Origin of the sequence: Sphingomonas sp. OTU376, assembly GCF_038440415.1 — a bacterium.
In the GTDB taxonomy this organism is placed as follows: Bacteria; Pseudomonadota; Alphaproteobacteria; order Sphingomonadales; family Sphingomonadaceae; genus Sphingomonas; species Sphingomonas kyeonggiensis_A.
In genome coordinates this window covers 127608-153568 of the sequence record NZ_JASATQ010000003.1, presented here as the reverse complement: position 1 = coordinate 153568, position 25961 = coordinate 127608, and the positions used below count along the sequence as shown (strand labels likewise).

The 25961-nt window shown below is 67.7% G+C and carries 24 protein-coding genes; 9 read left to right on the top strand and 15 right to left on the bottom strand.

Annotated features, from left to right (window positions below):
* Window positions 1-10 precede the first annotated feature (10 nt).
* The 4 genes from AAHM44_RS02725 to AAHM44_RS02710 are packed head-to-tail and all read right to left on the bottom strand — an operon-like array spanning window position 11 to window position 4467.
* Window positions 11-1177, bottom strand: coding sequence for a GNAT family N-acetyltransferase (locus tag AAHM44_RS02725; RefSeq protein WP_446745941.1), 1167 nt, complete (start codon window positions 1175-1177; stop codon window positions 11-13).
* A 13-nt stretch (window positions 1178-1190) separates the two neighbouring features.
* Window positions 1191-2462, bottom strand: a complete 1272-nt coding sequence (locus AAHM44_RS02720) for a mechanosensitive ion channel family protein (RefSeq protein WP_269573692.1) — start codon at window positions 2460-2462, stop codon at window positions 1191-1193.
* On the bottom strand, window positions 2459-3646 hold the full coding sequence (gene metC, locus AAHM44_RS02715; protein ID WP_269573693.1) for a cystathionine beta-lyase: 1188 nt from the start codon (window positions 3644-3646) through the stop codon (window positions 2459-2461). Before metC ends, AAHM44_RS02720 begins: the two co-directional genes overlap by 4 nt.
* The gene (locus AAHM44_RS02710) at window positions 3643-4467 is read right to left on the bottom strand and encodes a sulfurtransferase (protein ID WP_269573694.1); all 825 of its coding nucleotides are present in this window, start codon (window positions 4465-4467) and stop codon (window positions 3643-3645) included. Before AAHM44_RS02710 ends, metC begins: the two co-directional genes overlap by 4 nt.
* A gap of 54 nt (window positions 4468-4521) precedes the next feature.
* On the opposite strand from AAHM44_RS02710, the gene queF reads away from it, so the two are divergent.
* From queF to AAHM44_RS02695, 3 genes are all read left to right on the top strand, one after another.
* A complete protein-coding gene (queF, locus tag AAHM44_RS02705; protein ID WP_269573695.1) occupies window positions 4522-4968 on the top strand; it encodes a preQ(1) synthase in 447 nt (148 codons plus the stop codon).
* Between the two features lie 144 nt (window positions 4969-5112).
* Complete coding sequence (locus AAHM44_RS02700) at window positions 5113-7374, top strand: glycosyltransferase family 4 protein (protein WP_342248911.1); 2262 nt, start codon at window positions 5113-5115, stop codon at window positions 7372-7374.
* A gap of 39 nt (window positions 7375-7413) precedes the next feature.
* Window positions 7414-8700, top strand: coding sequence for a glycoside hydrolase family 130 protein (locus tag AAHM44_RS02695; RefSeq protein WP_269573696.1), 1287 nt, complete (start codon window positions 7414-7416; stop codon window positions 8698-8700).
* Between the two features lie 164 nt (window positions 8701-8864).
* Here AAHM44_RS02695 and AAHM44_RS02690 read toward each other — a convergent pair whose 3' ends face one another.
* Window positions 8865-9482, bottom strand: a complete 618-nt coding sequence (locus AAHM44_RS02690; RefSeq protein WP_342248910.1) for a hypothetical protein — start codon at window positions 9480-9482, stop codon at window positions 8865-8867.
* Window positions 9483-9486: 4 nt separating this feature from the next.
* Window positions 9487-11520, bottom strand: a complete 2034-nt coding sequence (locus tag AAHM44_RS02685) for an OPT family oligopeptide transporter (RefSeq protein WP_342248909.1) — start codon at window positions 11518-11520, stop codon at window positions 9487-9489.
* An 87-nt stretch (window positions 11521-11607) separates the two neighbouring features.
* Between AAHM44_RS02685 and AAHM44_RS02680 the strand changes: the two genes are divergently transcribed.
* From AAHM44_RS02680 to AAHM44_RS02670, 3 genes are read left to right on the top strand one after another with little or no spacing between them, the layout of a single operon-like run.
* Window positions 11608-11940: an ArsR/SmtB family transcription factor gene (locus tag AAHM44_RS02680; RefSeq protein ID WP_184162082.1), complete on the top strand. Its 333-nt coding sequence runs from the start codon at window positions 11608-11610 to the stop codon at window positions 11938-11940.
* Window positions 11937-12365 carry an SRPBCC family protein gene (locus tag AAHM44_RS02675; protein ID WP_184162080.1) on the top strand — a complete coding sequence of 143 codons (429 nt, stop codon included), beginning with the start codon at window positions 11937-11939 and terminating at the stop codon, window positions 12363-12365. The genes AAHM44_RS02680 and AAHM44_RS02675 overlap by 4 nt, the downstream gene beginning before the upstream one ends.
* Window positions 12366-12397: 32 nt before the next feature.
* Complete coding sequence (locus AAHM44_RS02670) at window positions 12398-13465, top strand: AI-2E family transporter (RefSeq protein ID WP_342248908.1); 1068 nt, start codon at window positions 12398-12400, stop codon at window positions 13463-13465.
* A gap of 33 nt (window positions 13466-13498) precedes the next feature.
* On the opposite strand, the gene AAHM44_RS02665 is transcribed toward AAHM44_RS02670, so the two are convergent.
* The 4 genes from AAHM44_RS02665 to hflK form a co-directional block, all read right to left on the bottom strand.
* A complete protein-coding gene (locus tag AAHM44_RS02665; protein WP_184162076.1) occupies window positions 13499-15166 on the bottom strand; it encodes a helicase HerA-like domain-containing protein in 1668 nt (555 codons plus the stop codon).
* A 71-nt stretch (window positions 15167-15237) separates the two neighbouring features.
* Window positions 15238-16734: a Do family serine endopeptidase gene (locus tag AAHM44_RS02660; protein ID WP_269573701.1), complete on the bottom strand. Its 1497-nt coding sequence runs from the start codon at window positions 16732-16734 to the stop codon at window positions 15238-15240.
* A gap of 94 nt (window positions 16735-16828) precedes the next feature.
* Complete coding sequence (gene hflC, locus AAHM44_RS02655) at window positions 16829-17617, bottom strand: protease modulator HflC (RefSeq protein WP_269576552.1); 789 nt, start codon at window positions 17615-17617, stop codon at window positions 16829-16831.
* Window positions 17618-17676: 59 nt separating this feature from the next.
* Complete coding sequence (gene hflK, locus AAHM44_RS02650; RefSeq protein ID WP_269573702.1) at window positions 17677-18804, bottom strand: protease modulator HflK; 1128 nt, start codon at window positions 18802-18804, stop codon at window positions 17677-17679.
* Between the two features lie 70 nt (window positions 18805-18874).
* Between hflK and AAHM44_RS02645 the strand changes: the two genes are divergently transcribed.
* Entirely contained in the window at window positions 18875-19831 is a 957-nt protein-coding gene (locus AAHM44_RS02645; RefSeq protein WP_269573703.1) for a P-loop NTPase, read from the top strand.
* Window positions 19832-19835: 4 nt separating this feature from the next.
* Window positions 19836-20267 carry a CoA-binding protein gene (locus tag AAHM44_RS02640; protein ID WP_269573704.1) on the top strand — a complete coding sequence of 144 codons (432 nt, stop codon included), beginning with the start codon at window positions 19836-19838 and terminating at the stop codon, window positions 20265-20267.
* Here AAHM44_RS02640 and AAHM44_RS02635 read toward each other — a convergent pair.
* Window positions 20264-21832, bottom strand: coding sequence for a winged helix-turn-helix domain-containing protein (locus tag AAHM44_RS02635; protein ID WP_342248907.1), 1569 nt, complete (start codon window positions 21830-21832; stop codon window positions 20264-20266). The genes AAHM44_RS02640 and AAHM44_RS02635 overlap by 4 nt on opposite strands.
* Window positions 21833-21995: 163 nt before the next feature.
* Here AAHM44_RS02635 and AAHM44_RS02630 point away from each other — a divergent pair, with 163 nt between their 5' ends.
* Window positions 21996-22286 (top strand): UrcA family protein, encoded by a 291-nt coding sequence (locus AAHM44_RS02630; RefSeq protein WP_342248906.1) that lies wholly within the window; start codon window positions 21996-21998, stop codon window positions 22284-22286.
* A gap of 48 nt (window positions 22287-22334) precedes the next feature.
* On the opposite strand, the gene AAHM44_RS02625 is transcribed toward AAHM44_RS02630, so the two are convergent.
* Genes AAHM44_RS02625 through AAHM44_RS02610 form a run of 4 tightly spaced genes read right to left on the bottom strand, consistent with a single transcriptional unit; the run spans window position 22335 to window position 25746 of the window.
* Window positions 22335-23441, bottom strand: a complete 1107-nt coding sequence (locus AAHM44_RS02625) for a class V aminotransferase (RefSeq protein WP_342248905.1) — start codon at window positions 23439-23441, stop codon at window positions 22335-22337.
* Entirely contained in the window at window positions 23438-24202 is a 765-nt protein-coding gene (locus tag AAHM44_RS02620) for a tryptophan 2,3-dioxygenase (RefSeq protein ID WP_342248904.1), read from the bottom strand. Before AAHM44_RS02620 ends, AAHM44_RS02625 begins: the two co-directional genes overlap by 4 nt.
* A 57-nt stretch (window positions 24203-24259) precedes the next feature.
* On the bottom strand, window positions 24260-25078 hold the full coding sequence (gene dapD, locus AAHM44_RS02615) for a 2,3,4,5-tetrahydropyridine-2,6-dicarboxylate N-succinyltransferase (RefSeq protein ID WP_269573709.1): 819 nt from the start codon (window positions 25076-25078) through the stop codon (window positions 24260-24262).
* The gene (locus AAHM44_RS02610; RefSeq protein ID WP_342248903.1) at window positions 25075-25746 is read right to left on the bottom strand and encodes a pyrimidine 5'-nucleotidase; all 672 of its coding nucleotides are present in this window, start codon (window positions 25744-25746) and stop codon (window positions 25075-25077) included. The genes dapD and AAHM44_RS02610 overlap by 4 nt, the downstream gene beginning before the upstream one ends.
* Window positions 25747-25961 lie beyond the last annotated feature (215 nt).

The window sequence follows — 25961 nt, the reverse complement described above, 5'->3', positions numbered from 1 at the left end:
TCGATTTGTCTCAAGCACCCCGCCGGAAGGGCGTCATCTCGCCGAGATATTCCTGTTCCTGCGCCACGGCCTCGCGCTCGCGCTCGAGATAGTCGGCCACGGCGCGGCGGAAGCCCGGATCGGGCAGGTAATGCGCCGACCAGGTGGTGACCGGCGAATAGCCGCGCGCCAGCTTGTGCTCGCCCTGCGCCCCGGCCTCGACGCGCTGCAATCCGCGTTCGATCGCGGCGTCGATCGCCTGGTAATAGCAGAGCTCGAAATGGAGGAAGGGCACTTCCTCGGTGCAGCCCCAATAGCGGCCATAGAGCGTGTCGGCGCCGATCAGGTTGAGCGCGCCGGCGATCGGCACGCCGTCGCGGCAGGCGAAGATCAGCAACACCTTGTCGGCCATCTCGCGGCCGAGCAGGGTGAAGAAGCTGCGAGTCAGATAGGGGCGGCCCCATTTGCGGCTGCCGGTGTCCTGGTAGAAGTTCCAGAACGCGTCCCAATGCGCGTCGGTAATCTCGGCACCGCTCAGGTGGCGGATCTCCAGGCCGTAGATCGCGGCAGCGCGTTCCTTGCGGATCGCCTTGCGCTTGCGGCTGGCGAGCGCGCCGAGGAAGTCATCGAAATTGGCGTAGCCCTCGTTCGCCCAGTGGAACTGGGTGCCGGCGCGCACCAGCCAGCCTGCCTGCTCGAACAGCGGCAGCTGCGCGTCGTCGAGGAAGGTCACGTGCGCCGAGGACAGACGGTTCTGGTCGGTAACTGCCTCGATGCCTGCGATCAGTCCCGGCGCCAGCGCCCCGTCGCGCAGCAGCAGGCGTGGTCCGGGCACCGGGGTGAAGGGCACGGCGATCTGGAGCTTGGGATAATATTGGCCGCCGGCCTGCTCCCAGGCATCGGCCCAGGCATGGTCGAACACATATTCGCCCTGGCTGTGGCTCTTGGCATAGGCGGGCGCGATCGCGGCGGGGCGGCCTTGGCCATCCTCGATCACGATCGGCAGCGACTGCCAGCCCGCGCGCGGGTTCACCGATCCCGAGCGCTCGAGGATCGACAGGAAGGCATGGCTTACAAAGGGATTGCGGTTGCCCGCACACGCGTCCCAGTCGCCCGGCAGGATCGAGCTGACTCCATCGGCGATGCGGGCGGTCACGGACGAGGCGGGCACGCAGGCAAGATAGGGACGGCCCCCCATCCAGGGCAATGGCCTAAGGTTGCTTCTCGTCGTGCCCGAGCAGCCGCACCTCGCGCTGTGGCAGCGCCAGCGCGATGCCGTGTTCCTTGAACATCGCCCAGAGCCGGTTGAGCACGTCGCTCTTCACGTTGCCAACGCCGCTCTCGGGATCGCTGATCCAGGTGAGGATCTCGTGCTCCACCCCGCTCTCGCCGAAGGCGGAGAGGCGGACATTGGTCGGCGGGTCGTTGAGTGCGCGCGGGCTTTCCTTGGCGGCGCGCAGCATCAGCTCCTGGGCGAGCTTGAGGTCGCAGTCGTACGACACGGTCACCGGGATGCGGACGCGGACGTTGCGGTCAGTATACGACCAGTTCTCCACTTCCTGGGTCATCAGGATCTCGTTCGGGATCAGATGCTCCTTGCCGTCGCGGGTGACTACGCTGACCGCGCGCACGCCGATCTTGTTCACCCAGCCGAAGCTGTCCCCCACCACGATCACGTCGCCCGGCTTGATCGAGCGGTCCATCAGCAGGATGATCCCGGCGATCAGGTTACCGATCGTCTTCTGCAGCCCGAAGCCGATGGCGAGGCCGAAGGCGCCGGAGAAGACCGCGAAGGCGGTCAGGTCGATGCCGAGCAGGTCGATGCCGACGAAGAAGGCGATCACCACCGTCGCGATCGCCGCCAGTTTCTGGAACAGCAGCTTCTGGGTTGGGTCGAAGCCGCGCGCGCCGGCAATCCACTGGGTGAGGATGCGGTTGAACAGCCGCACGCCGGCGAACAGGGTCAGCACGGTCACCCCGATGCTGAGCAGCGAGAGCAGCGTCAGCCGCCGCGTGCCGATGTCGATGCCGACCCGCTCCAGCGTCTCGCGCGTCGCGGCGAACCCGCCGATCGCGTGGCTGAAGATCGCGGCAAAGGCGATCGCGGCCGCGGTCCAGGCGACCGAGCGCGGCATGTGCAGCCCGCGCAGTACCGCCACCGCGAACATCGCCGCGGTCGTCCCGGTGACCAGCCCCAGCCCCAGTGCGGCGAGCGGGTGCCAGGCCCAGCCGGCCAGGACGACGCCCAGCAGCAGCGTGGCGACGCCGTAGCGCAGTACCTCGCAGATCCGCCCGCTGAACAACGGCCCGTGATCGGCGTCGCGCGACCAGTATTCGGCGATCCGCGGCCCGATCCTGCGCCCGGCGATCCAGCCCAGTCCGAGCGCCGCGACGACCAGGCCGACGGCAACCCCCGCTTCGGTGAGCTCGGGTGGCGAGGGCAGATTGTGCCCCGCCAGCCAGTCGCCGAAGCGCTGCATCATCCGCGTGCCGCCCGGAATGCGGCGAGGCCGCGGTCGAGGTCCGCGATCAGGTCGTCCGGATCCTCGAGCCCGATCTGCAGACGGACCACCGGCCCCTCGGCCTTCCACTCGGTCGCGGTGCGGAAGCGCTGCGGGTCTACCGGCAGCGCCAGACTCTCATAGCCGCCCCAGCTATAGCCGATACCGAAATGCTCGAGCGTGTCGATCAGCGCCGCGCGCTCCTTCTCGCCGCCGCCGTCCAGCACGAAGGAGAACAGTCCCGACGCGCCGCGGAAATCGCGCAGGAAGATCTCGTGCCCCGGGCAATCTGGCAGCGCCGGGTGGAGCACCCGCGCCACTTCGGGCCGGGTCTTGAGCCACTCGGCGATCTGCAGCGCGGCGCGGCCATGCTGCTCGAGCCGGATCGCCATGGTCCTGAGGCCGCGCGCGCCGAGCCAGGCATCGTCCGGGCTTGCCGTCTGGCCCAGCTGGTATGTCGTGTCGCGCAGCGCCTGGTACCTGCCCTGCGCCGCGGTGACCGACCCCAGCATCACGTCGGAATGGCCGACGACATATTTGGTCGCCGCCAGGATCGTATAGTCCACGCCCAGCTGGATCGCCGGGAACAGCAGCGGCGTCGCCCAGGTATTGTCGAGCACCGTGGCGATTCCGCGATCCTTCGCCACCGCGACGATCGCCGGCACGTCCTGCACCTCGAATGTCAGGCTGCCGGGGCTCTCGAGCAGGATCACCTTGGTGTTCTCGCGGCACAGGGCCGCGATGCCCTCGCCGATCAGCGGGTCGTAATAGGTCGTCTCCACCCCGATCCGCCTGAGCAGCCCGTTGGCGAAGTTGCGGGTGGGGTCATAGGCGCTGTCGGGCACCAGCAGGTGATCGCCCGGCGACAGCAGCGCGAGCAGCGTCGAGACGATCGCCGCCACGCCCGACGGATAGAGCAGGGTGGCCTCGGCGCCCGGCTCCAGCTCGGTCAGCGCGTCCGCCAGCGACCATTGGGTCGGCGTCCCGCGCCGGCCGTAGAACAGCCGGTGATGCGTATCGCGCGCGCCGCTCGCCCGCAGATGCGCGACATCGTCATAGAGGATCGTCGAGGCGCGCCACACCGGCGGGTTGACGATGCCCTGCGTCCATTCCTTGCGCCGCCCGGCGGAAACGACCTTGGTCTTGTCGTGCTTTTCGCTGCTCATGCCGGGCCCAATGCCTTGGCCGTCTCGGGACGGCTACCCCATTCGGTCCAGCTGCCGTCATAAAGTGCGGCCTCGTTGTCGAGCAGGTGCGCGCCGAACGCCAGGATCGCCGCGGTGATCCCCGATCCGCAGGTGGTCACCAGCGGCCGGCCCAGGTCGATGCCATGCTCCTCGAACACCGCGCGGATATGCTCGGGTGTCTTCCAGGTGCCGTCGGCATTGAAGAACTTGGGATAGGGGACGTTGCGCGATCCCGGGATATGCCCGGCCGCCACTTCAGCGCGCGGATCCACCTCGTCGCCGGTGAAGCGCGCCGCCGAGCGGGCATCAGCGATCTGCCCGGTCTCGGCCTTCATCTCGTCGAGCGTGCGGACGCGCGAACGTGGCGGGCGGACCACGAAGCCGCCCGGCTCGGTCCATGGCAGGCCTTCCTCGCAGACCCGCCCCTCGGCCTTCCACTTGGCCATGCCGCCATCGAGCAGCGCGACATCGACGCCGGCGAGCCGCAGCACCCACCAGGCCCGGCACGAGGTGTGGTGCGGGCCATTGTCGTAGAGCACGATCTGCGTCTCGGTATCCGCGCCCAGCGCGCGTAGCCGCTCGGCGATCTTGGCGACGGTCGGCACGGTCGAGGGCAGCGGGCTGGTCTCGTCGATCAGCGTATCGAGATCGAGGAAGCGCGCGCCGGCGATATGCTCGGCCTCGAACTCCGCGCGGGGATCGCGCGGCGGCGATCCGGGGATCGTCGAGGTATAGGTCGCGTCCAGCACCAGCACATTGTCGGCCCGGGCCAGCCATTCGGTCGTTACGAGGCTATCCATGGCGGGATGTCCTAGGAGGATGCAAAGCGGCGCGCAAACGCCTACATGGCCCGGATGGACGCCAAGCATCTCGGAAAAACCTCGACTCTCCCCGCCACGCCGGAAGAAGCCGAGCTCGATTATGTGCCCAATCCGCGCAAGGGCACCCGCTATCTCATCCGCTTCGCGGCACCTGAGTTCACCTCGCTCTGCCCGATCACCGGCGCGCCCGATTTCGCGCATCTGGTGATCGACTATGTGCCCGGCGACACGATCGTCGAATCCAAGTCGCTCAAGCTGTTCCTCGGATCGTTCCGCAACCACGGCGCCTTCCATGAGGATTGCACCGTCGGCATCGGCCAGCGCCTGTTCGACGAGATGAAACCGGAATGGCTCAGGATCGGCGGGTACTGGTATCCCCGCGGTGGTATCCCGATCGATGTTTTCTGGCAGTCCGGCACGCCGCCGGAAGGTGTCTGGGTGCCCGATCAGGGCGTTCCGGGCTATCGCGGCCGCGGCTGAACGCCAGATTTACAAGACGACTTGATAGTCGTATTGTGCTGCGTTGCAGCATGATGAAACCTTATTGAAAACAGTGAGTTTGGAAGGGTGAGCGTGGGGGCAACACGCAATTGAGTTTGCGATAGCGAAAGGAAAGATCGGCGCATGAAAGCCCCGAATATCCAGCACATCGCGCTGATCGGCAACTTCCTCCCGCGCAAGTGCGGACTCGCGACCTACACCACCGATACCTATGCCGCGCTCCGGCAGCGCTTCCCGGACCTCAAGGTCGACGTCTATGCGATGGACGATCATCCGGGCCGATATGATTATCCCGATGCCGTGACCGCCTCGATCCCCGAGCAGGACCGCGCCGCCTATCTCGGCGCGGCCCGGGTGATCGAGGCCTCGGGCGCCCAGGCGCTCTGGGTCCAGCATGAATATGGCATCTATGGCGGCCCCGCCGGCGAATATCTGATCGCGCTGCTCGATCGCCTGTCGATCCCGGTGATCGCCACGCTGCACACCGTGCTCGAAAACCCCAATGCCGATCAGCGCCGGGTGATGGATGCGCTGCTGCGCCGCGCCTCGCAGGTGATCGTGATGGCCGAGAAGGGCCGCGAGATCCTCAAGCGCGTCCACGGCGTTGACGATCGCAAGGTCGCGATGATCCCGCACGGCGTGCCCGATCGCCCGTTCGCCGATCCGCAGGCGTTCAAGCCGCGCTTCGGCTGGCAGGGCCGCGAAGTGATCCTCACCTTCGGCCTGCTCGCGCCGAGCAAGGGCATCGAGACGATGATCGGCGCCATGCCGGCGATCGCCCGGGCGCGGCCCGATTCGCTCTATGTGATCCTCGGCGCCACCCATCCCAATCTCGTCGCGCATGAAGGCGAAGCCTATCGCGACCGGTTGAAGGCGCTCACCGCCGAGCTGGGCGTGGCCGACCATGTCGCCTTTGTCGACGGGTTCGTCGAGCAGGACGAACTGCTCGATTATCTCCAGGCGGCTGACGTCTATGCGACGCCCTATCCCAATCCCGCGCAGATCACCTCGGGCACGCTTTCCTATGCGGTCGCGGTCGGCAAGCCGGTGGTCTCCACTCCCTATATCCACGCCACCGAAATCCTTGCCGACGATCACGGCGTGCTGGTCGGCTTCGGCGACAGCGATGCCTTCGCCCGCGAGATCAGCCGCCTGCTCGCCGACAAGCCGGCGCGCATGGCGCTGGCCGAGCGCGCCTATGCCCGCGGCCGCACGATGCTGTGGCCGCGCCTTGCCGAAACCGCGATGGATGCGCTGGTCCGGATCGTCGCCGCGCGCCCGCGCCGGGTCGGCCGGGCGAAGCAGGAGCTGCGTCCGCTCAAGCCCGATATCGCCGCGGTGGAGCGGATGAGCGACGCCACCGGCATGCTCCAGCATTCGATCTATTCGGTGCCCGATCGCCGCCATGGCTATTGCATCGACGATAATGCCCGCGCGCTGATCCTGATGTCGAAGATCGGCGATATCGACGAGACGCTGCGCGACAAATGGACCAGCGTCTATGCCGCCTTCGTCCAATATGCCTGGAACGAGGATCTCCGGCGCTTCCGCAACTTCATGAACTTCGATCGCACCTGGTGCGAGGATGTCGGCTCCGAGGATTCGAACGGCCGCGCGCTCTGGTCGCTTGGCGTCACCGCGCGCGATGCCAGGGCGCAGAAGCATCGCGACTGGGCCTCGGCGCTGTTCGATACCACGGCCGGCATCGCCCTCGAGCTGGGCAGCCCGCGCGCCCGCGCCTTTGCGATGCTGGGGGCCGCCGCGATGCTCGATGCGCATCCGGGCCACGCCCGCAGCCGCGAGATCCTCACTCGCTTCGGCGCGGAGCTGATCGAGCTGCTCGACGGCAATCGTCGTCCGGAATGGAGCTGGTTCGAGATCGTCCTGGCCTATGACAATGCCCGCCTGCCCGAGGCGCTGCTGCGCGCCGGCGTGGCGCTGGGGCGCAGCGAGTTCACCAGCGTCGGGCTGGAGACGCTCGAATGGATCGTCGCCCAGCAGACCTCGCCCGAGGGACGCTTCCGCGCCGTCGGCACCGAGAGTTTCGGCCGCGCCTATGCCGCGCCGATGCAGTTCGACCAGCAGCCGCTCGAGGCGCAGGCGACGGTGGAGGCCTGTGTCGCCGCGCATGAGGCTACCGGCGAGAATCGCTGGGTCGAGGAAGCGGTGCGCGCCTATCGCTGGTATCTCGGCGCCAATGATCTGGAGTTGCCGCTCGCCAGCGCCCAGGATGGCGGCTGTTTCGACGGGCTGATGCCGCACGGCTTGAACCGGAATCAGGGCGCCGAGTCGATTCTGGCACTCCAGCTGGCGAATTGCGCGATTTCGGCTCTTTCAAAAGCGACCGAAAACATGGCAACACCGTTGCGAGCCGCCGTCGCGTAACGATTTCGCGCCGGTGCGGGGACAATGGCTGGGAGCCGGATGCTCGATATTTTCAATCATGCGCTGCGCCTGAAGGCCGATCCTTCGCGTGTTGTGGTCCGCCCTTTCCATATCGCCTGGACCTCCAACGGGTCGGGCCCGAGCCGCAGCGAGCGGCTGGTGACCGAAGTGCTGGCGATGTCGCCGGGCGAGGCGCGCAGCCAGCTCGAGATCGTGCTCAAGGATTTCGAGGCGCGCCACTGGCAGACGCGTCGCGTGTTCATGACGCGCTATGACGAGATCGAGGGGATGCTCGGGCTCGACGGCAGCCAGATCGGCGACGAGAAGCGCCAGCTGATCGGCGCCTATTTCTGCCATGAATACAGCTATGCCGCCGCCGCGCTGATGAACCCCAGCGCGGTGCCGCATTATGACCAGACCGGCATGCCGCCGGGCAGCCTGCGCATCCTGATGAGCCTGCGCGCGGTTGGGGAAGGGCATATCTCCTCGGTCGCCTTCCGCGAAGGCATCATCACCGACGGCAACGACTTGGCCTTGGCGCCCGAGCCGCCCTTCGCCACCGCGGCGGACGCGCGCGAGGAGGACGAGGCGCATATCCCCGAGGGACCGGTCACCGTCTATCGCCACCGCGATTCGACCCTGTCGGGCACGGTGATCTTCCCGATCACCAAGGCGCAGTCGAACGGGCTCGAGGATCTGCGCATCACCCATTTCCGCCATGACGACGGCGAGGAAGAATGGATCGGCACTTATACCGCCTATAACGGTTCGGTGATCCAGTCCGAGCTGCTGCGCACGCGCGACTGGCGGACCTTCGATCTCGTGCCGATGTCGGGCAGCGCCTCGCGGAACAAGGGCATGGCGCTGTTCCCGCGCACGGTGAACGGCCGCTACATGATGCTCGGGCGCCAGGACGGCGAGAACATCTTCCTCCATGCCTCGGACGACATCACAAGCTGGGAAGGCGGCGAGCTGCTGATCAAGCCGAAATTCCCCTGGGAGCTGGTCCAGATGGGCAATTGCGGGCCGCCCATCGAGCTCGACGAGGGCTGGCTGATCCTCACCCACGGCGTCGGCGCGATGCGCAAATACTCGATCGGCGCGGCTTTGCTCGACAAGAACGACCCGTCCAAGGTGCTGGCGCGCTCGGCCGAGCCGTTGCTGGCGGCGGCGGACCAGGACCGCGAGGGCTATGTGCCCAACGTCGTCTACACCTGCGGCGCGATCAAGCACGGCGACAAGCTGTTCATCCCGTACGGCGTGGCGGACAGCTCGGTCGCCTTCGCCTTCGTGCCGATCACCTCGATGCTCGCCCAGATGGCCTGAGGCCGGAGCGGATCAACTTCCGCCATTGTCTTTCTGCCTTCTCAGTTCCCCGGCGAAGGCCGGGGCCCAGCCTCGGCGTACTTTCGATGGCGCCGGAGACTCTCGAACGACATTGCAACTGGGGCCCGGCCTTCGCCGGGAACAGTTAAGTCGCGGTACGGACCCTAGTCGGTTGTCGAGGCGGCAAAGGCGATCAGCCGGCCGCGCTCAGGCTGGTGGATGGTGAAGAGGAACGCGCCCCACCATTCCATGCCCGCCTCGAAGCGGGGCGAGACCTCGGCCAGCCTCGGGCTGGCCCAGTCGAGGATGCCGTGCGGCTCGTCCGGCGGCAGCAGGAAACCGAGGATCTCGCCGAACAGTTCCTGAATCTCGTGCGGCGACGCGTCGAGGCCATAGGGCGGCTCGACAAAGGCGCGGGCAAACTGGCCGCCCTCGCCGGGAAGTGGAATCGCATAGCCACCGCCGGAAAGCACGAGCCGCTCGACCTTTTTGAATGGCGGATCGACCAGTTCCTGGCCGTCCGTAGTCCGCCAGGTGCCGCGTTTGATCAGCTTGCGGCTTTCCGGATGGCAGTGCGCGCCGAGGAATTCGGCGAGCCTGATCCGCCGATGCCCCGCCGCGCGCAACGCCGTCTCGTCGAGATCGTCGCCCAGCAGGCGGCGGATCGCCTCGACCGACTCCGCCTCGCTGTCACCGGCTTCATCGAACACGGCAAAGTCGAAAGCGCCGCCTACCTTCGCATAGCGCTTGAAGGCGGGCGGCAACTTGTCGAGGCGGCGCATCGGCTCAGCGATAGGTGGCGATATCGTCCGCCGGGGTCTCCGGCCCCGAGCCCGTCGGCGTCTTGCTGACCAGCTTGCGCGTCATCGCATAGGACACCGCGATCAGCCCGAAGAACAGCAGCGGCGCGATCCACAATGCGATGCCCTCGAAGCTTTCCGGCATGATCGCCAGCGGTGCGTCGTTGGGCGGGATCGGCGAGTTGCGGTTGGCCCAGGCAAGGATGCCGGCAAAGGCCACGCCGAACAGCGACTCGCCCACGATCAGGCCGGTCGCTGCCAGCACGCCCATCCGCTCGGCGAATTCCGGGTTGGCCTGGCGCTTGGCCCAGCGATCGTAGAAATGGCCGATCAGCGCGCCGACCGGGATCAGCAGGGTCAGGCCCATCGGCAGATAGATGCCCATGCCGACGGCGAGCGGCGGCAGGCGCATCTTGCCGGTCTTGCCCAGCACTTCGTCGACGATGATCACGCCGACGCCGATCAGCGCGCCGAGCCCGATCAGGTTCCAGTCGATGTCGCCGCCGAGCACACCCTTGGCGATCGACGAGATCAACGCGGCCTGCGGCGCCGACAGCGCATTGGGGCCGGCGCCGGGCATGCCGACAAAGCCGAGCGTGTTCTTGAGCAGGTCGAGCACCAGCGGAATGGCGAGCGAGCCGAACACCACGCCCAGGATCAGCGCGAGCTGCTGCTTCCACGGCGTCGCGCCGACCAGCTGGCCGGTCTTGAGGTCCTGGAGATTGTCGTTCGAGATGGTCGCGATCGAGAAGATGATCGCGGTGGTGAACAGCGCATAGGCGATCAGCGCGTTGGTGCGCGACGGATCGGCCTCATGCCCGAACACCGCCACCAGCAGCAGCGAGGCGCCGAGCACGGCAAGGATGCCGACGCCCGAGACCGGCGAGTTCGACGCACCAATCAGGCCGGCCATGTAGCCGCAGATCGCCGCGATCAGCACGCCGACGATCAGGACATAGGCAAGCGATCCGCCGATCACCGCAAAAGCATGATCGTGCACCGGCCCGCCGGCCGAAAAGGTCCACAGCAGCCAGGCGATCGGGACAAGCGTGGCGAGGGTGATAAGGGCGACCACGCCGATCGGCATGTCGCGCTCGGTGATGTCGAGCGCCTGGCCGTCCTGGCGCGCGCGCGAGGCGGCAAGGGCGGAGCGCAGGCCTGCGATGATCGGCCCGATGATCTTGAGCAGCGACCAGATCGCCGCGACGCCGATCGTGCCCGCGCCGATGAAGCGCACCTGGCCGCGGAAGGTCGAGCCGACCAGCGCGTCGATCCCGCCGCTGATGTCGCCGCCATGGGCGAAATAGGGCACCAGCACCGTCCAGGAGATCAGCATGCCGAAGAACATCGCCGCGCCGACCGAGATGCCGACGAGATGGCCGACGCCGATCAGCAGCATCGACCAGCTGGTCGACCAGCCGGTGGCGGTGCCGCCGACCGCGAAATTCTTGCCCGCTTCCTCGGCGACCAGCTTCATCTTGCCGAGCAGCGCGAACACGCCCGAGAAGATCGTGCCGACGATCAGGGTGCGCAGGCCCGCCGCATTCTCCTTGTCGCCCGCGCCCGATCCCGAGCCGACCTTGAGCACTTCGGCGGCGGCGACGCCTTCCGGATAGGGCAGGTCGGTGCCGGTGACGAGCGCGCGGCGCAGCGGCACCGAGAACATCACGCCGAGCACGCCGCCGGTGATGCACACCGCGACGGTCGTCCAATAGGGGAAGCCGGACCACCAGCCGACCATGATCAGGCCCGGCAGCACGAACACGATCGCGGCGAGGGTGCCCGCGGCGGACGCGATCGTCTGGACGATGTTGTTCTCGAGGATCGTGCCGCTCTTGAACGCCTTGAGGATCGCCATCGAGACGACCGCGGCCGGGATCGAGGTAGCGAAGGTCAAGCCGACCTTGAGGCCGGCATAGACGTTCGCCGCGGTGAACAGGATGGTGATCAGCGCGCCGAGGATGATGCCGCGGAGCGTGAGCTCGGCCATCGGCCGAGCGGAGCTGGATGTATCGGTCATCGCGGGAAACTGGCACCGCAGGCCCGGCGAGGACAGCATTTTTTGCGGCGGGTTGATTTGAATAACCACATGGTTATGGATTGGCGCATGGAGCCGATAGCCCACTCCGCCGCCGACGCGCTGTTCCGCGCGCTGGGCGACCCCACCCGGCGGACGCTGTTCGAGCGGCTGGCGCGATCCGAGCTGACGGTGCGTGCGCTGACCGAGGGAGCGGGAATCTCCCAGCCGGCGGTGTCCAAGCATCTCGCGGTGCTGAAGGGCGCGGGGCTGGTGCTCGACCGGCCACAGGGGCGCGAGACGCACTACCGCGCCAATCCCCGCGGCCTCGCGCCGCTGCTCGACTGGATGCGCCTGCACGAGGCGATGTGGGCCGACAGCTTCGATCGGCTCGAGGACCTGCTCAGGAGAATGGATCAATGACCGAGACGCGCACCCTGGTGATGGAGCGGGACTTTGCGCATCCGCCGGAGAAGCTGTGGCGCGCGATCACCCAGCCGCATCTGATCGCCGAATGGCTGCTGCCCAATGACTTCGCTGCCGAGCAGGGCCACCGCTTCACGCTGCAGAGCCCAGGTGCGCCGGGCTGGAGCGGGCGGATCGACTGCGCGGTGCGCGAGATCGAACCGGGGCGCCAGCTCTCGTATAGCTGGGATACCGGCGGCGGCGAGGAAGCGATGCCGCGCTTCGAATCGGTGGTGACGCTGACGCTCGAGCCGGTAGCGGGCGGCACGCGCCTGCGGATGGAGCAGAGCGGCTTCACCAACGCCAGCAACTATGGCGGCGCGCGCTTCGGCTGGGGCAAGTTCCTCGATCGGCTGGAGGGGGTTGCCGCCGCGCTCGCTTGAACGATCGGGCGTTGCGACGCTACGCTGGCGGAATGAACACGGGAACCGAGACGGCGCAGCGCGCCGCACGCCTGGCGCTGGTGGGCGCATTGCTGCTCCTTGGCCTCTGGGTCGCGCATGGCTTCATCGCGGCTTTGCTCTGGGCGGTGGTGCTGACGATCGCGGTCGATCCGCTGCATCTCAAGCTGCGCGCGATGCTGCACGGCTCGCACCGCATCGTCATCCCGCTGATCATCACCCTGCTCGCGGCGCTGGTGGTGCTGATCCCGCTCGGCTTCGGCATCGGCCAGGCGCTGCGCGAGGCGCATGACATCACCCGGCTGATCGCCGAGGCCCAGGCGCAGGGCGTGCCGGTGCCCGACTGGGTCGCCCGCCTGCCGGTCGGCAGCCAGGCCGTTCGCGACTGGTGGCTGACCCATCTCGCCCGGCCCGAGGATGCTGCCGAGCAGCTGCGCCTGCTGAGCGGCAGCGAGTGGCTCACCCACTCCCGGGCGATCGGCGCCAATGTCGCGCACCGCGCGGTGGTGTTCGGCTTCACCCTGCTCACCCTGTTCTTCGTGCTGCGCGACCGCGACGCGCTGATCGCGCAGGGACGCATCGCCGTGTCGCGGCTGTTCGGTCCGGCCGGCGAGCGGGTAGGGACGCAGGCGATCCGGTCGGTGCGCGGCACGATCGACGGGCTGGTGCTGGTCGGCCTCGGCGTCGGCGCGCTGATGGCGATCGTCTACCTGGTCGCCGGCGTGCCGCACCCGCTGCTGCTCGGCGGTGCCACCGCCATCGCCGCGATGATCCCGTTCGGCGCGCCCTTGCTGTTCGTGCTCGCCGCGATACTGCTGCTGCTCCAGGGATCGGTGGTCGGCGCGATCGTCGTGGTCGCGATCGGGCTCGTCATCATCTTCATCGCCGACCATTTCCTCCGCCCGGCGATGATCGGCGGGGCGACCCAGCTGCCCTTCCTCTGGGTGCTGATCGGCATCCTCGGCGGCGTCGAGACGCTCGGCCTGCTCGGCCTGTTCATCGGCCCGGCGGTGATGGCGGTGCTGGTGATGCTGTGGCGGGAGTTCCTGGCGCCGGCGGCAGCGAATCTATCCGAAACCTGACTGCTCCCCGGCGAAAGCAAAGGGGCGAGGCGCCTACCGTCCCTTGAACAATCCCCCCAGCACCCCGCGGACCAGCCCGCCGAGGATGCTCGCCCCCGCGCCGCTCTTCTTGCCGAACACCGCCTTGGAGACTTCGTTCGCTACCGCGCGGCCCGCCGCCGAGGAGGCCGAGCGCGTCGCCGAGGTGATCGCCCGGTTCCATGGATTGTTCGCCGCCTCGCGCTCCGCTGCCTTTTGGGCCTGGGCGTCGAGCCGGGCCTGGCGATCGGCGTCACGCTGCTGGGCGAGCCGCTGGCGCTCGGCTTCCTTGGCGAGCCGCGCATCTTCCTTGGCCTTGGCCGCCGCGGCCTTCTCGGCTTCGTCCTGCGCCTTGGCCTCGGCCGCGGCGGCGGACGCCTCGGCCGACTTGGCGGCAAGCAGCTCCTCCGCCGATTCGCGATCGACCAAAGTGTCGTACTTCGTTCCGATCGCATCGGTCTGCACCAGCACGCCCCGCTCCACCGGGGTGACCGGCCCGACGCGCGATGCCGGCGGCCGGATCAGCGTGCGCTGCACCGGGCTCGGCGAGCCATCGTCCTGCAGCACCGAGACCAGGGCCTCGCCGACCTTCAGCTCGGTGATCGCCTTTTCGACATCGACATCGGGATTGGCGCGGAAGGTGGTCGCCGCCGCCTTCACTGCCTGCTGGTCGCGCGGAGTGAAGGCGCGCAGCGCATGCTGTACCCGGTTGCCGAGCTGGCCGGCGATCGTGTCGGGCACGTCGATCGGGTTCTGGGTGATGAAATAGACGCCGACGCCCTTGGAGCGGATCAGCCGGACGACCTGCTCGATCTTGTCGAGCAGCGCCTTGGGCGCGTCGTCGAACAGCAGATGCGCCTCGTCGAAGAAGAAGGCGAGCTTGGGCTTGTCCGGATCGCCGACTTCCGGAAGCGATTCGAACAGCGCGGAGAGCAGCCAGAGCAGGAAGGTGGCGTAGAGCTTGGGGCTCGCCATCAGCTTGTCGGCGGCCAGAATGTTGACCACGCCGCGGCCCTTGTCGTCGAGCCCGAGGAAATCCTCCATCGACAGCGCCGGCTCGCCGAAGAAGTTCGCGCCGCCCTGGCTGCGCAGCTGGAGCAGCGCGCGCTGGATCGCGCCGACCGACTGCTTGGAGACATTGCCATAGGTCGCGGTCAGCTCGTCCGCGCGCTCGGCGCAGTGGGCGAGCATCGACTGCAGGTCGTCCAGGTCGAGCAGCAGCAGCCCGTCCTTGTCCGCGACGGTAAAGGCGATGGTGAGCACGCCTTCCTGCACTTCGTTGAGGTCCATCAGCCGCGAAAGCAGCAACGGCCCCATCTCGGAGATGGTGGTGCGGATCGGATGGCCCTGCTCGCCATAGAGATCCCAGAACTGCACCGGGGTGTCGGCATAGGCCCAGTCGGCCAGGCCGATCTCGGCGGCGCGCGCCTTGAAGATCTCGTGCGTCTTGGCGGTGGGGGAGCCGGCCATGGCCAGGCCGGAAAGGTCGCCCTTCACATCGGCGACGAAGCAGGGAACGCCGGCGTTCGACAGGCCCTCGATGATCCCCTGGATGGTCACCGTCTTGCCGGTGCCGGTGGCGCCGGCGATCAGCCCGTGGCGGTTGGCGCGCTTGAGCACCAGGCTCTGGGGATTTGCGCCGCCGGCACCTGCGCCAATGAAGATGCCCGTCTCTCCCGCCATGTCCGATCTCCTTGGTTGGGAGATCGGAATAGAGGAGAAACGGGCATCCGTCAGCCCGATTGGGCGTGGTTTTAGTTGATGCCGACCGAGACGAAGCGGCCGAGTGCGCGGCGCTGGACCCAGAGCAGGACGTTGGTCTTGCCCGCGGCCTTGGCGGCGGCAACCTGCTTGGCGACGTCCCCTGCATTGGCCACGGCCACGCGGTTCACCGTGGTGATCACGTCGCCGCGCTGCAGGCCCTTGCCGGCTGCGTCGCTGGCCTGGTTCACCTGGACCACGACCACGCCGGTCGTGCTCGGATTGACGCCGACGCTCTGCGCGATCTGCGGGGTAAGCGGCGTGACCTGCACGCCGAGCGAGGCGGCCGCCATCGTGTCCGAATCGGCGCCCGGCGCCTGCGAGTTCTCGTCGTTCGGATCGAACTGGGCGAGCTGCTCCTCGGGCGGGCGGGTGCCGACGGTGATGGTCAGCTTCATCGGCTTGCCGTCGCGGTAGAGCTCGAGCGGGATGCTGGTGCCCGGCTTCACGTTCGCCACGAGATAGGACAAAGTCTGGTCCGGGGTGACGTCCTTGCCGTCGACCTTGACGATCACGTCGCCCTGCTTGAGCCCTGCCTTGTCCGCCGGCTGGCCCGGCTCGGTGCGCGCGACCACGGTGCCGCGGCCCTTGGGCACGCCCAGGCCGTCGGCGATGTCGTCGGTCAGGTCCTGCATCTGGATGCCGAGATAGCCGCGGGCGATCTTCTGGCCCTTCATCAGCGTGTCGATCACCGGCTTGGCTTCTTCCGCGGGGATCGCGAAACCGATGCCGACATTGCCGCCGGTCGGCGACAGGATCTGCGAGTTGATGCCGATCACATTGCCGTTCAGGTCGAACATCGGGCCGCCCGAATTGCCGCGATTGATCGAGGCATCGGTCTGGATGAAGCGGTCATAGGCGCCGCCCGACCCGGTGACGCGGTGCAGTGCCGAGACGATGCCGGCAGTCACCGAGCCGCCCAGGCCGAAGGGATTGCCGATTGCGACGACCCAGTCGCCGACGCGGGCGCTGGCCGAATCGCCGAACTTCACGAAGGGCAGGTTGGCGCCCTCGATCTTGAGCACGGCGAGGTCGGACTGGACGTCGCTGCCGATCACCTTGGCCTTGAACTCGCGCTTGTCGGGCAGGGTGACGGTGATCGATTCGACCGTGGCGCCCTGCGCGCCGGCCGCGATCACATGGTTGTTGGTGACGACATAGCCGTCGGCCGAGATGATGAAGCCCGAGCCGAGCGACTGGGCCTGGCGGGTCACCGGCTGGTTGCCGCCGCCAAATGCCTCGAACGGCGTGCCGGCGAGCGGATTGGCGTTGGTGGTGACGCGCTGGGTAGTCGAGATGTTGACGACCGCCGGCTGCAGCTTGGCGACCATGTCGGCGAAGCTCATCGGCGCGCCGGCGCGGGGCGCGGACGCCTGGATGGCGCCCGGCTCGTTCTGCGCGGTCTGGGCGCCCGCGGGCTGGTTGAGCGTCATCGTGGCGGCGGCGCCGCTCAGCAGGATGGCGGTGGTCAGGGCGTAGGCATAACGCACGTGAGTGAGTCCTCTCAGACGAAGGAAAAGCGTTCGAAACGGATTTTTGCGCCGAAATGCTGAACGGCGATTGAATATGAACGGATAGACAGCGTCATCGTTGCTGCATGAATTCCTTCAGATAGCTGTTCTGCGGGCTCAGGATGATCGACGTTTCGCCCTTTGCCGGATCGTTGTTCAGGAACGTCGTCCGGTAGGACCGCATCGCGCGCCAGAAATTGTAGAAGTCCGCATCCTTGTTGAATGCCTGGGCATAGATCTGCGCCGCCTGGGCATCGGCATTGGCGCGGATGATCTGCGCATCCTTCATGCCCTGGGCCTCGATCGTCTTGGCTTCCTGGTTGCGCGCGGTGCGCATCCGCTCGAGCGCGCTGTCGAGCGGCGAGCCCGAGGGCAGCTCGGTCTGCTTGATCCGCACGTCGACGATCGACACGCCATATTGCGCAGCGAGCTGCTGCAGCGAGTTCTGGATATTGTCCATCACCTGGCCGCGCTCGGGGCTGAGCAGGATCGCCGAGGGGCGCTTGCCGAGCTCGTTGCGCAGTGCCGAGCGGAACAGCGGCTGGAGCTGGTCGCGCGCGCGGTCCTCGGTGCCGATGGTGACGACCATCTTGAGCGGATCGGTCACGCGGAAGCGCGCATAGGCATCGATCTGCAGGCGGAGCTGGTCGGTCGAGAGCACCGGCTCGTTGGGCAGGTCGACCGAGAGCACCCGCTTGTCGACCCAGACGATCCGGTCGAAGAACGGGATGCGCAGGATCGGGCCGGCATTGGTGCGGCCGAACTGCTCGCCCGCGCGCCACTGATTGACCGTGCGATAGGGCTTTTCGAGTCGCAGGATCACCGCCTGCTTGGTCTCGGGCACGATCGCGACGGTGCTCATCACGACGATGAGCAGGAGGATCGCGGAAACCGCGATGCCGATGGGGCTACGCAGCCAGCTCACTTCTGCTCTCCTTGCTGGGCCTTGCCCGCATCGGGGCGGATCCCCGGCAATGGCAGATAGGGGGTGACGCCGGGTGCCTCGACGATCGTCTTGTTGGTGCGCGCGAGCACCTGCTCCATCGTCTCGTAATAGAGGCGGCGGCGGGTGACTTCGGGAGCGGTCTTGTACTGCTCGTAGATCTTGTCGAACTCGGCGGCCTCGCCCTGCGCCACGGCGATCACCTGCTGGGCATAGCCATTGGCATTGTTGCGGGCGCCCTGTGCGCCCTGCTGCGCGGCCTGCACCGCCTTGAAGGCGTCGTCGACCTGCTCGGGCGCGGCGGCCTTGGTCAGCGCGACGCTCTGGATGCGGATGCCCGAATGATATTCGTCGAGGATCTTCTGCATCGCGGCCTGGACATCGGTCGAGATGCGGCCCTGGCCCTCGCCGATCGCCTCGTTGAGAGTCGTGGTCGCGATCACCGCGCGCATCGCGCTTTCGGCGGTGTCCTTCACCGTCTCGGTCGGGTCCTTGATCTGGAAGGAATAGTCGGCGGCGTCGGAGATGTACCAGTTCACCGAATAGGCGAGATCGACGATGTTCTGGTCGCCGGTCAGCATCAGGTTGGCGCCGCTCTCGGGGAATTTCAGCGTCCGCACGCTGCCGACATCGACGGTCTCGACGATCTGGAAGGGTGCGGGCAGGGTGAACTGCAGGCCCGAGCCGAGCGTGCCGCTATAGCGGCCGAGCGTGGTGACCACGCCGCGCTCGCGCGGGCCGATCGCGTGGAAGCTGGTAAAGGCCATCCAGGCCAGCAACAGGCCGCCGACGACGAGCAGCCAGAGCTTGGCGCCGCCCGGGGGCACCGGCAGGCCGCCGCCGCCCATGCGGCGCAGCAGGTCCTCGAACGGGCCGTTGCCGCCGCCATTTCCGCCGCCACCGCCGCCGGAGCGGGGACGCCGCCCCTCGGGCGGGAAGGACCAGGGATTGCGGGGACCCGAGCCGCCCGATCCGCCGGAGCCACCTTTGCCATCGCCCGAGCCGCCGCCGCCATTTCCGCCGCCGCTGCCAGAGCCCCAGGGGCTCTTCGGAGCCTCGTTCTGCAAGTTGCCGGCCTTGTTGAGCCAGCCAAAGAGGTTTGCCATTCGACCTTTATAAGCAGGCGCGCGCGGATTTACAGTGGCGCGCGGCGATTGTGCGCCTATCTGCCACGCGATGACCGATACCGAAGCCCTGAACGCCGCGCTCGCCCCGATCACCGCCGGCCGCGCCACCGGCCGCCTCGAAGGCGGCCGCGCCAGCATCGTCCTCGACGTGACCGGCCTGGCCGAGGCCAGCCGCGAGGAGCTGGAAGCCGATATCCGCCGCACCGCCGGCGCGCTCCCCGGGGTGGAGGAAGTGCGCGTTCTGATGACCAGCGAGCGGCGCACCCGGCGCCTGATCGCGGTGGCGAGCGGCAAGGGCGGGGTGGGCAAGTCCACCGTGGCCGCCAACCTGGCGATCGCGCTCCAGCGCCGCGGGCGCAGGGTCGGGCTGGTCGATGCCGATATCTATGGCCCCTCGCAGCCGCGCCTGCTCGGCGTCGAAGGGGTGAAGCCGCAGGCGCGTGATAAAGTGTTGCTGCCGGTCCAGACCCGGTTCGGCGTGCCGATGCTGTCGATGGGCGGGCTGGTTGCCGAGGGGCAGGCGATCGCCTGGCGCGGCCCGATGGCGGGTGGTGCGCTCGGCCAGATGGTCGATGCCGATTGGGGCGAGACCGATCTGCTCGTGCTCGATCTGCCGCCGGGGACGGGCGATGTGCAACTGACGATGATCCAGAAGCACAAGCCGGCCGGCGCGGTGATCGTCTCGACCCCGCAGGATCTCGCGCTGATCGACGCGACGCGGGCGATCGACCTGTTCAACAAGGCCGGGGTGCCGATTATCGGCCTGATCGAGAACATGTCGGGCTATGTCTGCCCGCACTGCGAGGGCGTTTCGAATCCCTTCGGCACCGGCGGCGCCCAGGATATTTCGGCAAAATTGGGCATCCCCTTCCTCGGCCGGATACCGCTGGAAATGGCGATCCGCACGGCATCCGACGCGGGCGAGCCGCCGGCTGCCGGGAACGGTACGCAGGCCGAATTGTTTGCAGGACTGGCCGGGCAGGTGGACGACTGGCTGAAAGGATGAAGCAATGCCGTTGACGCGGGACGAGGACATCAAGGCGCTGCTCGAAAGCGTGCGCACCATCGCGATGGTCGGCGCGTCCGACCGGCCCGATCGTCCCAGCTACGGCGTGATGGCCTTCCTCCAGCGGCATGGCTACCGGGTGATCCCGGTCAACCCGCAGATCACCGGCGAGCATGTGCACGGCGAGTTCGTGTTCCGCGACCTGTCGCAGATCGAGCCGGTCGACCTGGTCGATATCTTCCGCCGTCCCCAGGCCGCCGGCGAGGCGGTGGACGAAGCGATCGCCGCGGGCGCCAAGGCGGTGTGGATGCAGCTCGGCGTGATCAACGAGGAAGCGGCGGCCCGCGCCGAGGCGGCCGGGCTCAAGGTTGTGATGGACCGCTGCCCCGCGATCGAGATCCCGCGGCTCGGCGTCGCGCCGATCGAGCAGGACTAGGTCTTGCGGTAGTCGGGCACGGATCCTGTCTCGCGCCAATAGCGCTCCAGCCCGATTTCCTCGACCAGCTTGCCGAAGCGCGGGTCGCTGCGCATCGCCGCGGTGGAGGGTATGAACAGCAGCCGCGTGCGGCGGTTGGCCCGCCGGGTCCAGACGCGCTGCTCGGGCTGGAAGCGCAGCTCTCCGACCTCGAAGCCCCGGCCGAAATAATAGCCCTCGGCCACTTCGAACGCGGTATCGACCCGGCCCAGCGCGGCGGCGAACTGCATCGTGTTCTCGGCAAAGCCCGCACCCTTGTGCGCCGCCGCCAGGTTGCTCGCCATCGCCCGGTCGATGTCGGCGCGCGCGCGGGTGATCATCGCCTGGGCGACGTCCTCGATCATCGCGAAATTGTCGGCCGGGATACCGGTGGGCCGCTGGTCGGTCCGGCGCGACATCGCCAGCGCATCGGCGGCGCGGCCGGTATAGAGCAGCAGGTAGAAGCGCGTGAACCACACCGCGAAATGGGTGGGGAACAGCGCCATCGCTTCCTCCATCGCCTTGTCCGCCTCGTCGAGCCGATCGGCGGCCCAAAGCGCCACGGCACGGGTATAGGCGCGCGAAGGATCGGGGAGCCCTTTTCCCCAGAACTGGACGAATGTGTCGGCCGCCTCGCGGCAGCGCCCGACCGAGAGCAGCACGCCGCTGAGCATGCCCCAGGCGAATTCGATGTCGGGGCGAGTGGTGAGGATCGAGCGACAAAGCCGCTCGTCCCGCAGCCAGCTGTCGGTTGCGGCATCGAGCATCGCCCGTGAAAGGCGCGCATAGGGATTGGCCGGATTGAGCTGCAGCGCGCGGGCAGCGGCCTGCTCGGCACGCATGCGCATCGCCGCTTCGTTCCGGGGGCTGCCGCCACCCGCACCGATCGCATAGGCGATCGCGAGTGCTCCCCAGGTATCGGGCTGGTCGGGGTGCAGCTCGGTCAGACGCCGGAACAGGCCGGTTGCCTGGCTGAGCCCTTCCGGCGTGCCCTGGCGTATCGAGGCCATCGCTTGATCGAGCAGCGGCTTCACATCATCTGGCACAGTCTTGTGGGGCTGCGACCAGCGATACCAGCCGATCGCGCCAGTCGTGGTGAGCACTGCAAGTCCGGCTCCTGCGAGCATCGCGCGGCGATCGAGGCGGAGGCGATCGGCCTCGGCGCGGGCTTGGGCGAGCGGGCTGTCGGGCGCCGGTGCGGGCGTGCCGCCCTCGCCCTCGCGCAGCAGCCGGTAGCCGACCTTGGTGATCGTCTCGATCCGGAAGCCGCCTTGGCCGATCCCCTCGGCGGCGCGGCGCAGGCGCGAGACGACGCGATTGATCGCGTCCTCGCCCACCACCCGGCCTTCCCAGCAGCTGCGGGTCAGGTCGTCGCGGCTGACGATCGCCCCGTTCGCCCGGGCGAGCGCGACCAACACCTGCATCACCCGCGGTTCGAGCACTTCCTCGCTGCCATCCTCCCGCGCAAGCTGGCGCAGGGCGGGACGCACCTCGATCGGCCCGAGGCGGAATACCGGTTCATGCGCAAGGTCGATGCGGCTCTCCACCTTTCCCCCATCCCCGCAACAAGTGTCGAAATCCACCCTATCGGCGAATCATCGGCATTTCATCAGCTCTTCATCGGCTCCTCATCCTCTCGCCCGGCGGGCTTTCCGGCGATCAGGAGGTATCCGGCAACGACGCCGGCATTCCACGGAAAGGAGCCATCCCATGTGCAAGTTCATCGCCGCCCTCGCCGCCGCCACGCTGTTCGCTACGCCGGCCCTGGCCGGGGACCGCAGCGTCGCCATCCGCCATGCCGATCTCGATCTGAAGAGCGAGGCGGGCCGCATCGAGCTCAATCGTCGCCTCGCCGTCGCAACCGAGCAGGTCTGCGGTTCCTATGCGAGTGCGGGCGCCGATGAGGCGGTGGCGATCAAGCGCTGCCGTGACGGCGTCCAGCGCGACGTCGCCCGCCAGCTCACTGCGCGCTGGGGCGCCACCCAGGTCGCCCGTCGATGACCTCCCTCACGGCCGGGCGCGACGCGCATTGCGTGCCCGGTCGCTTTGTCAGCGGAGCCAGGAAAGCGCCTCGATCAACCGCGTCACATCGCGGCCGTCCTGGTACAGGCCCAGGCCGATGCGCAACACGTCGCCCCGCACGTCGGTGATGACATCCTCCGCTTCCAGTTCGGCCTTCCAGCGCTGGGCATTGGGCGAGCGCAGCGCGAGGAAGCGCGCGGGGCTCCCCGGGTTGAGCAGCTCGGCCTCGATCGGTAGCTCGGCCAGCAGCTGTGCGCGCAAGGTGTCGATATGCGCCGCGATCTTCGCGGTGGTCAGTTCTTCCTGTCGCAGCATGTCGCGCACCCCGACGAAGCGGTAGATGCCCGAAGGATCGAAGGTAGCGCCCAGGAAGCGGCGTGCATCGGGCGCATAGCCGATGCTGCCAGGCGGCAGCGCCAGGTCCTCGAATTCGGCATACCAGCCGGTGATCTCCGGTCGCATGCCGAAACCCGGCGGGGCGTGGAGAAAGGCGCAGCCTTCCCCGGCCATCGCGTATTTGTAGCCGCCGGCGAGGTAGAAGACCTTGTCCGCCACGGCCGACAGGTCGGCCTCCATCGCCATGAAAGCGTGATAGCCGTCGATCACCACCCAGGGGCCGTCCGGCGCCGCCAGCGCGGCAAGCTCGGCGATCCGGTCGAACACATGGCCGGTGCCGAACTGCACCTGGCTGACGAAGATCAGGTCGTGGTCGCCGGCCTTTGCCCGCTCGACGATCGCCTCGAGCGGCACCCGCTCCACGGTCGCGCTGCCGGCTTCTTCCCAGCGCATCGACTGTCGGCGGAAGCTGTGGAACTCGCCGTCGCTGGCAAGGATGCGCAACGGCCCCGGGCGGGCCGAGGCGATGCGCAGCAGCAGCTCGTGGGTGTTCGGCGCGAAGACGATGCTGCTCGGATCAGGCAGCTTGAGCTCGGCGGCGACGTGCTGCTGGGCGGCGGGCCAGATCTCGCCCATCACCCGCTCCCATTTTCGATCGGCAAGACGTACCCCGTCTTCCCAGGCGGCGAGCTGGCCGAGATAGGAGGCATCGGGCCAGAGATGGTGCGAGTGCGCCGCGAAGTGCAGCCGCTCGGGCGCCGCAGCCAGGGCGCGCTGGAAGAGGTGCTTGTAGCTCAAAGCTGCGTCCTGAGCGTCCACAGTTCCGGGAAGGCGCGCTTCGACAGCGTCGAGGCGAGATAGGGTACGCCAGGCGTGCCGCCGGTCCCCGGCTTCATCCCGATCACCCGGCTGACGGTGAGGACGTGCTTGTGCCGCCACGTCGCCAGCGCGTCGTCGATATCGACCAGCTTTTCGGCGAGCTGGTACAGTTCCCAATATTTGTCCGTCTCGCGATAGACCTGCGCCCAGGCATCCTCGACCGCCTGGCTGGGTTCATAGGGCTGGGCCCAGTCGCGAGCCAGCACCTCGGCGGGCAAGTCGAAGCCGGCGCGGGCGAGCGCGGCATTGGCTTCGTCCCACAGGCTGGGCAGGGCGGAGAATTCGGTGGTGAGCGGCCCCGGCACCCCGCCACCGCGCACGCCGAGCAAGGTCTCTACCGCGCGGAACTGGTCGGACTGGAAGCCGGAGCTGGCGCCGAGCACGTCGCGGAAGCGGGTATAGTCGCTCGGCGTCATCGTGGTCAGCACTTCCCAGGAAAGCGTCATCACCGCCTGGATGCGGCTGACCCGGGCGAGGCTCTTGTACGCCTCCACCGGCTTGTCGGCGCGGACCAGGTCGAGCGCCAGGCGAATCTCGGCGATCGCCTGCTTCAGCCACAGCTCCTTGGTCTGGTGGATGATGATGAACAGCAACTCGTCATGCCGGTCCGACAGCGGGTGCTGGGCGGCGAGCAGCTCGTCGAGCGCGAGATAGCGTCCATAGGTCATGCTTTCGGTCATGATCCGTCCCTACGCCATCTCGCCGCCCGGATGAAAGCGGTAACGCTGGATACTAAATCAGTCGCGCAGCAGCTCGTTGATGCCCGTCTTGCTACGGGTCTGCGCGTCCACCGTCTTGACGATCACCGCGCAGTAGAGCCCCGGCTTGCCGGCCTCGCCCGGGATCGTGCCCGGCACCACCACCGAATAGGGCGGCACATGGCCGCGATGCACTTCGCCGGTGGCGCGGTCGATGATCTTGGTCGAGGCGCCGAGATAGACGCCCATCGAGAGCACCGCGCCTTCGCCCACGCGCACGCCCTCGGCCACTTCGGCGCGCGCACCGATGAACGCGCCATCGCCGATGATGACCGGATCGGCCTGAAGCGGCTCGAGCACGCCGCCGATGCCGACGCCGCCCGAGAGGTGGACGTTCCGGCCGATCTGCGCGCAGCTGCCGACGGTCGCCCAGGTGTCGACCATCGTGCCTTCGCCGACATAGGCGCCGATATTGACGAAGCTCGGCATCAGCACCGCGCCCCTGGCGACATGCGCGCCGTGGCGGACGACGCTGCCGGGCACCGCGCGGAAGCCGGCCTGGCGGAAGGCGTCCTCACCCCAGTTGGCGAACTTGGAGGGCACCTTGTCGAACCAGTTGGCGCCGCCCGGGCCCTGGACCACGACATTGTCATTGAGGCGGAAGGACAGCAGCACCGCCTTCTTGAGCCACTGGTTGACCTGCCAGCCACCCTCGACGGGCTCGGCGACACGGGCTGCGCCGCGATCGAGCAGGTTCAGCGCCTCGGCCACGGCCTCGCGCACGGCGCCCTCAGTGCCGAAGCCGAGGTTGGCGCGGTCTTCCCAGGCGGCGTCGATAATGGTCTGCAGGTCGGTCATTCGGAAGTCTCCAGGATGCTGTGGAGCCAGGCTCCGAGGTCGTTGGTGGTATAGTCGATGAAGCTAAGATCGGCGTCGCCCGGCGCCTGTTCGGAGCCATTGTCGATCCACACCGTGGTCATGCCGATCGCCTTGGCCGGCGCGAGGTTGCGCGCCATGTCCTCGACGAACAGGCTGGCACGGGGATCGAGGTCATAGGCCTCGCACAGCCCCTGATAGGCGAGCGGATCGGGCTTGGGGCGATATTGGGTGGCGTGCACGTCGTGGATCGCCTCGAAGGTCTCGCCCATGCCCAGCCGGTCGAGCACCTTCATCGCATAGGGCGCGTCGCCATTGGTGAAGACCAGCTTGCGCCCCGGCAGCCGCGCGAGCCCCTCGACCAGCGCCGCGTTCACTTCGAGCACGCTCATGTCGACGTCGTGGACGTCCGCCAGATAGTGATGCGGATCGGTGCCATGCTCGGACATCAGTCCGGCCAGCGTCGTGCCGTGCGCATGGAAATAGCCCTTCTGCACCTTGTGCGCGGCGACCGGATCGAGACCGAGCAGGTTCTGGACATATTGCCCGATCCGCGCATCGATCAGCGCGAACAGGTTCGCGCTCGCCGGGTAGAGCGTGTTGTCCAGATCGAAGATCCAGTTGCGGACGTGCGACAGGGCAGGGGTCATGGCCGCGCGGTTAGGCCCAGCGGGCGCGGCTATCAAGCAAGTGTTTCTTATTCATAGCGTCATCCCGGCGAAAGCCGGGAGCGCGTGCGGTGCCTCCCCCGCCTTCGCCTGAGATCCCGGCTTTCGCCTGGATGGCGCTTATGGGGCGGGATGACGGATATGATGAGCGCGACGGATGATTGCTTCGTCACGGAAGACCAAAACTTTATGGCAGT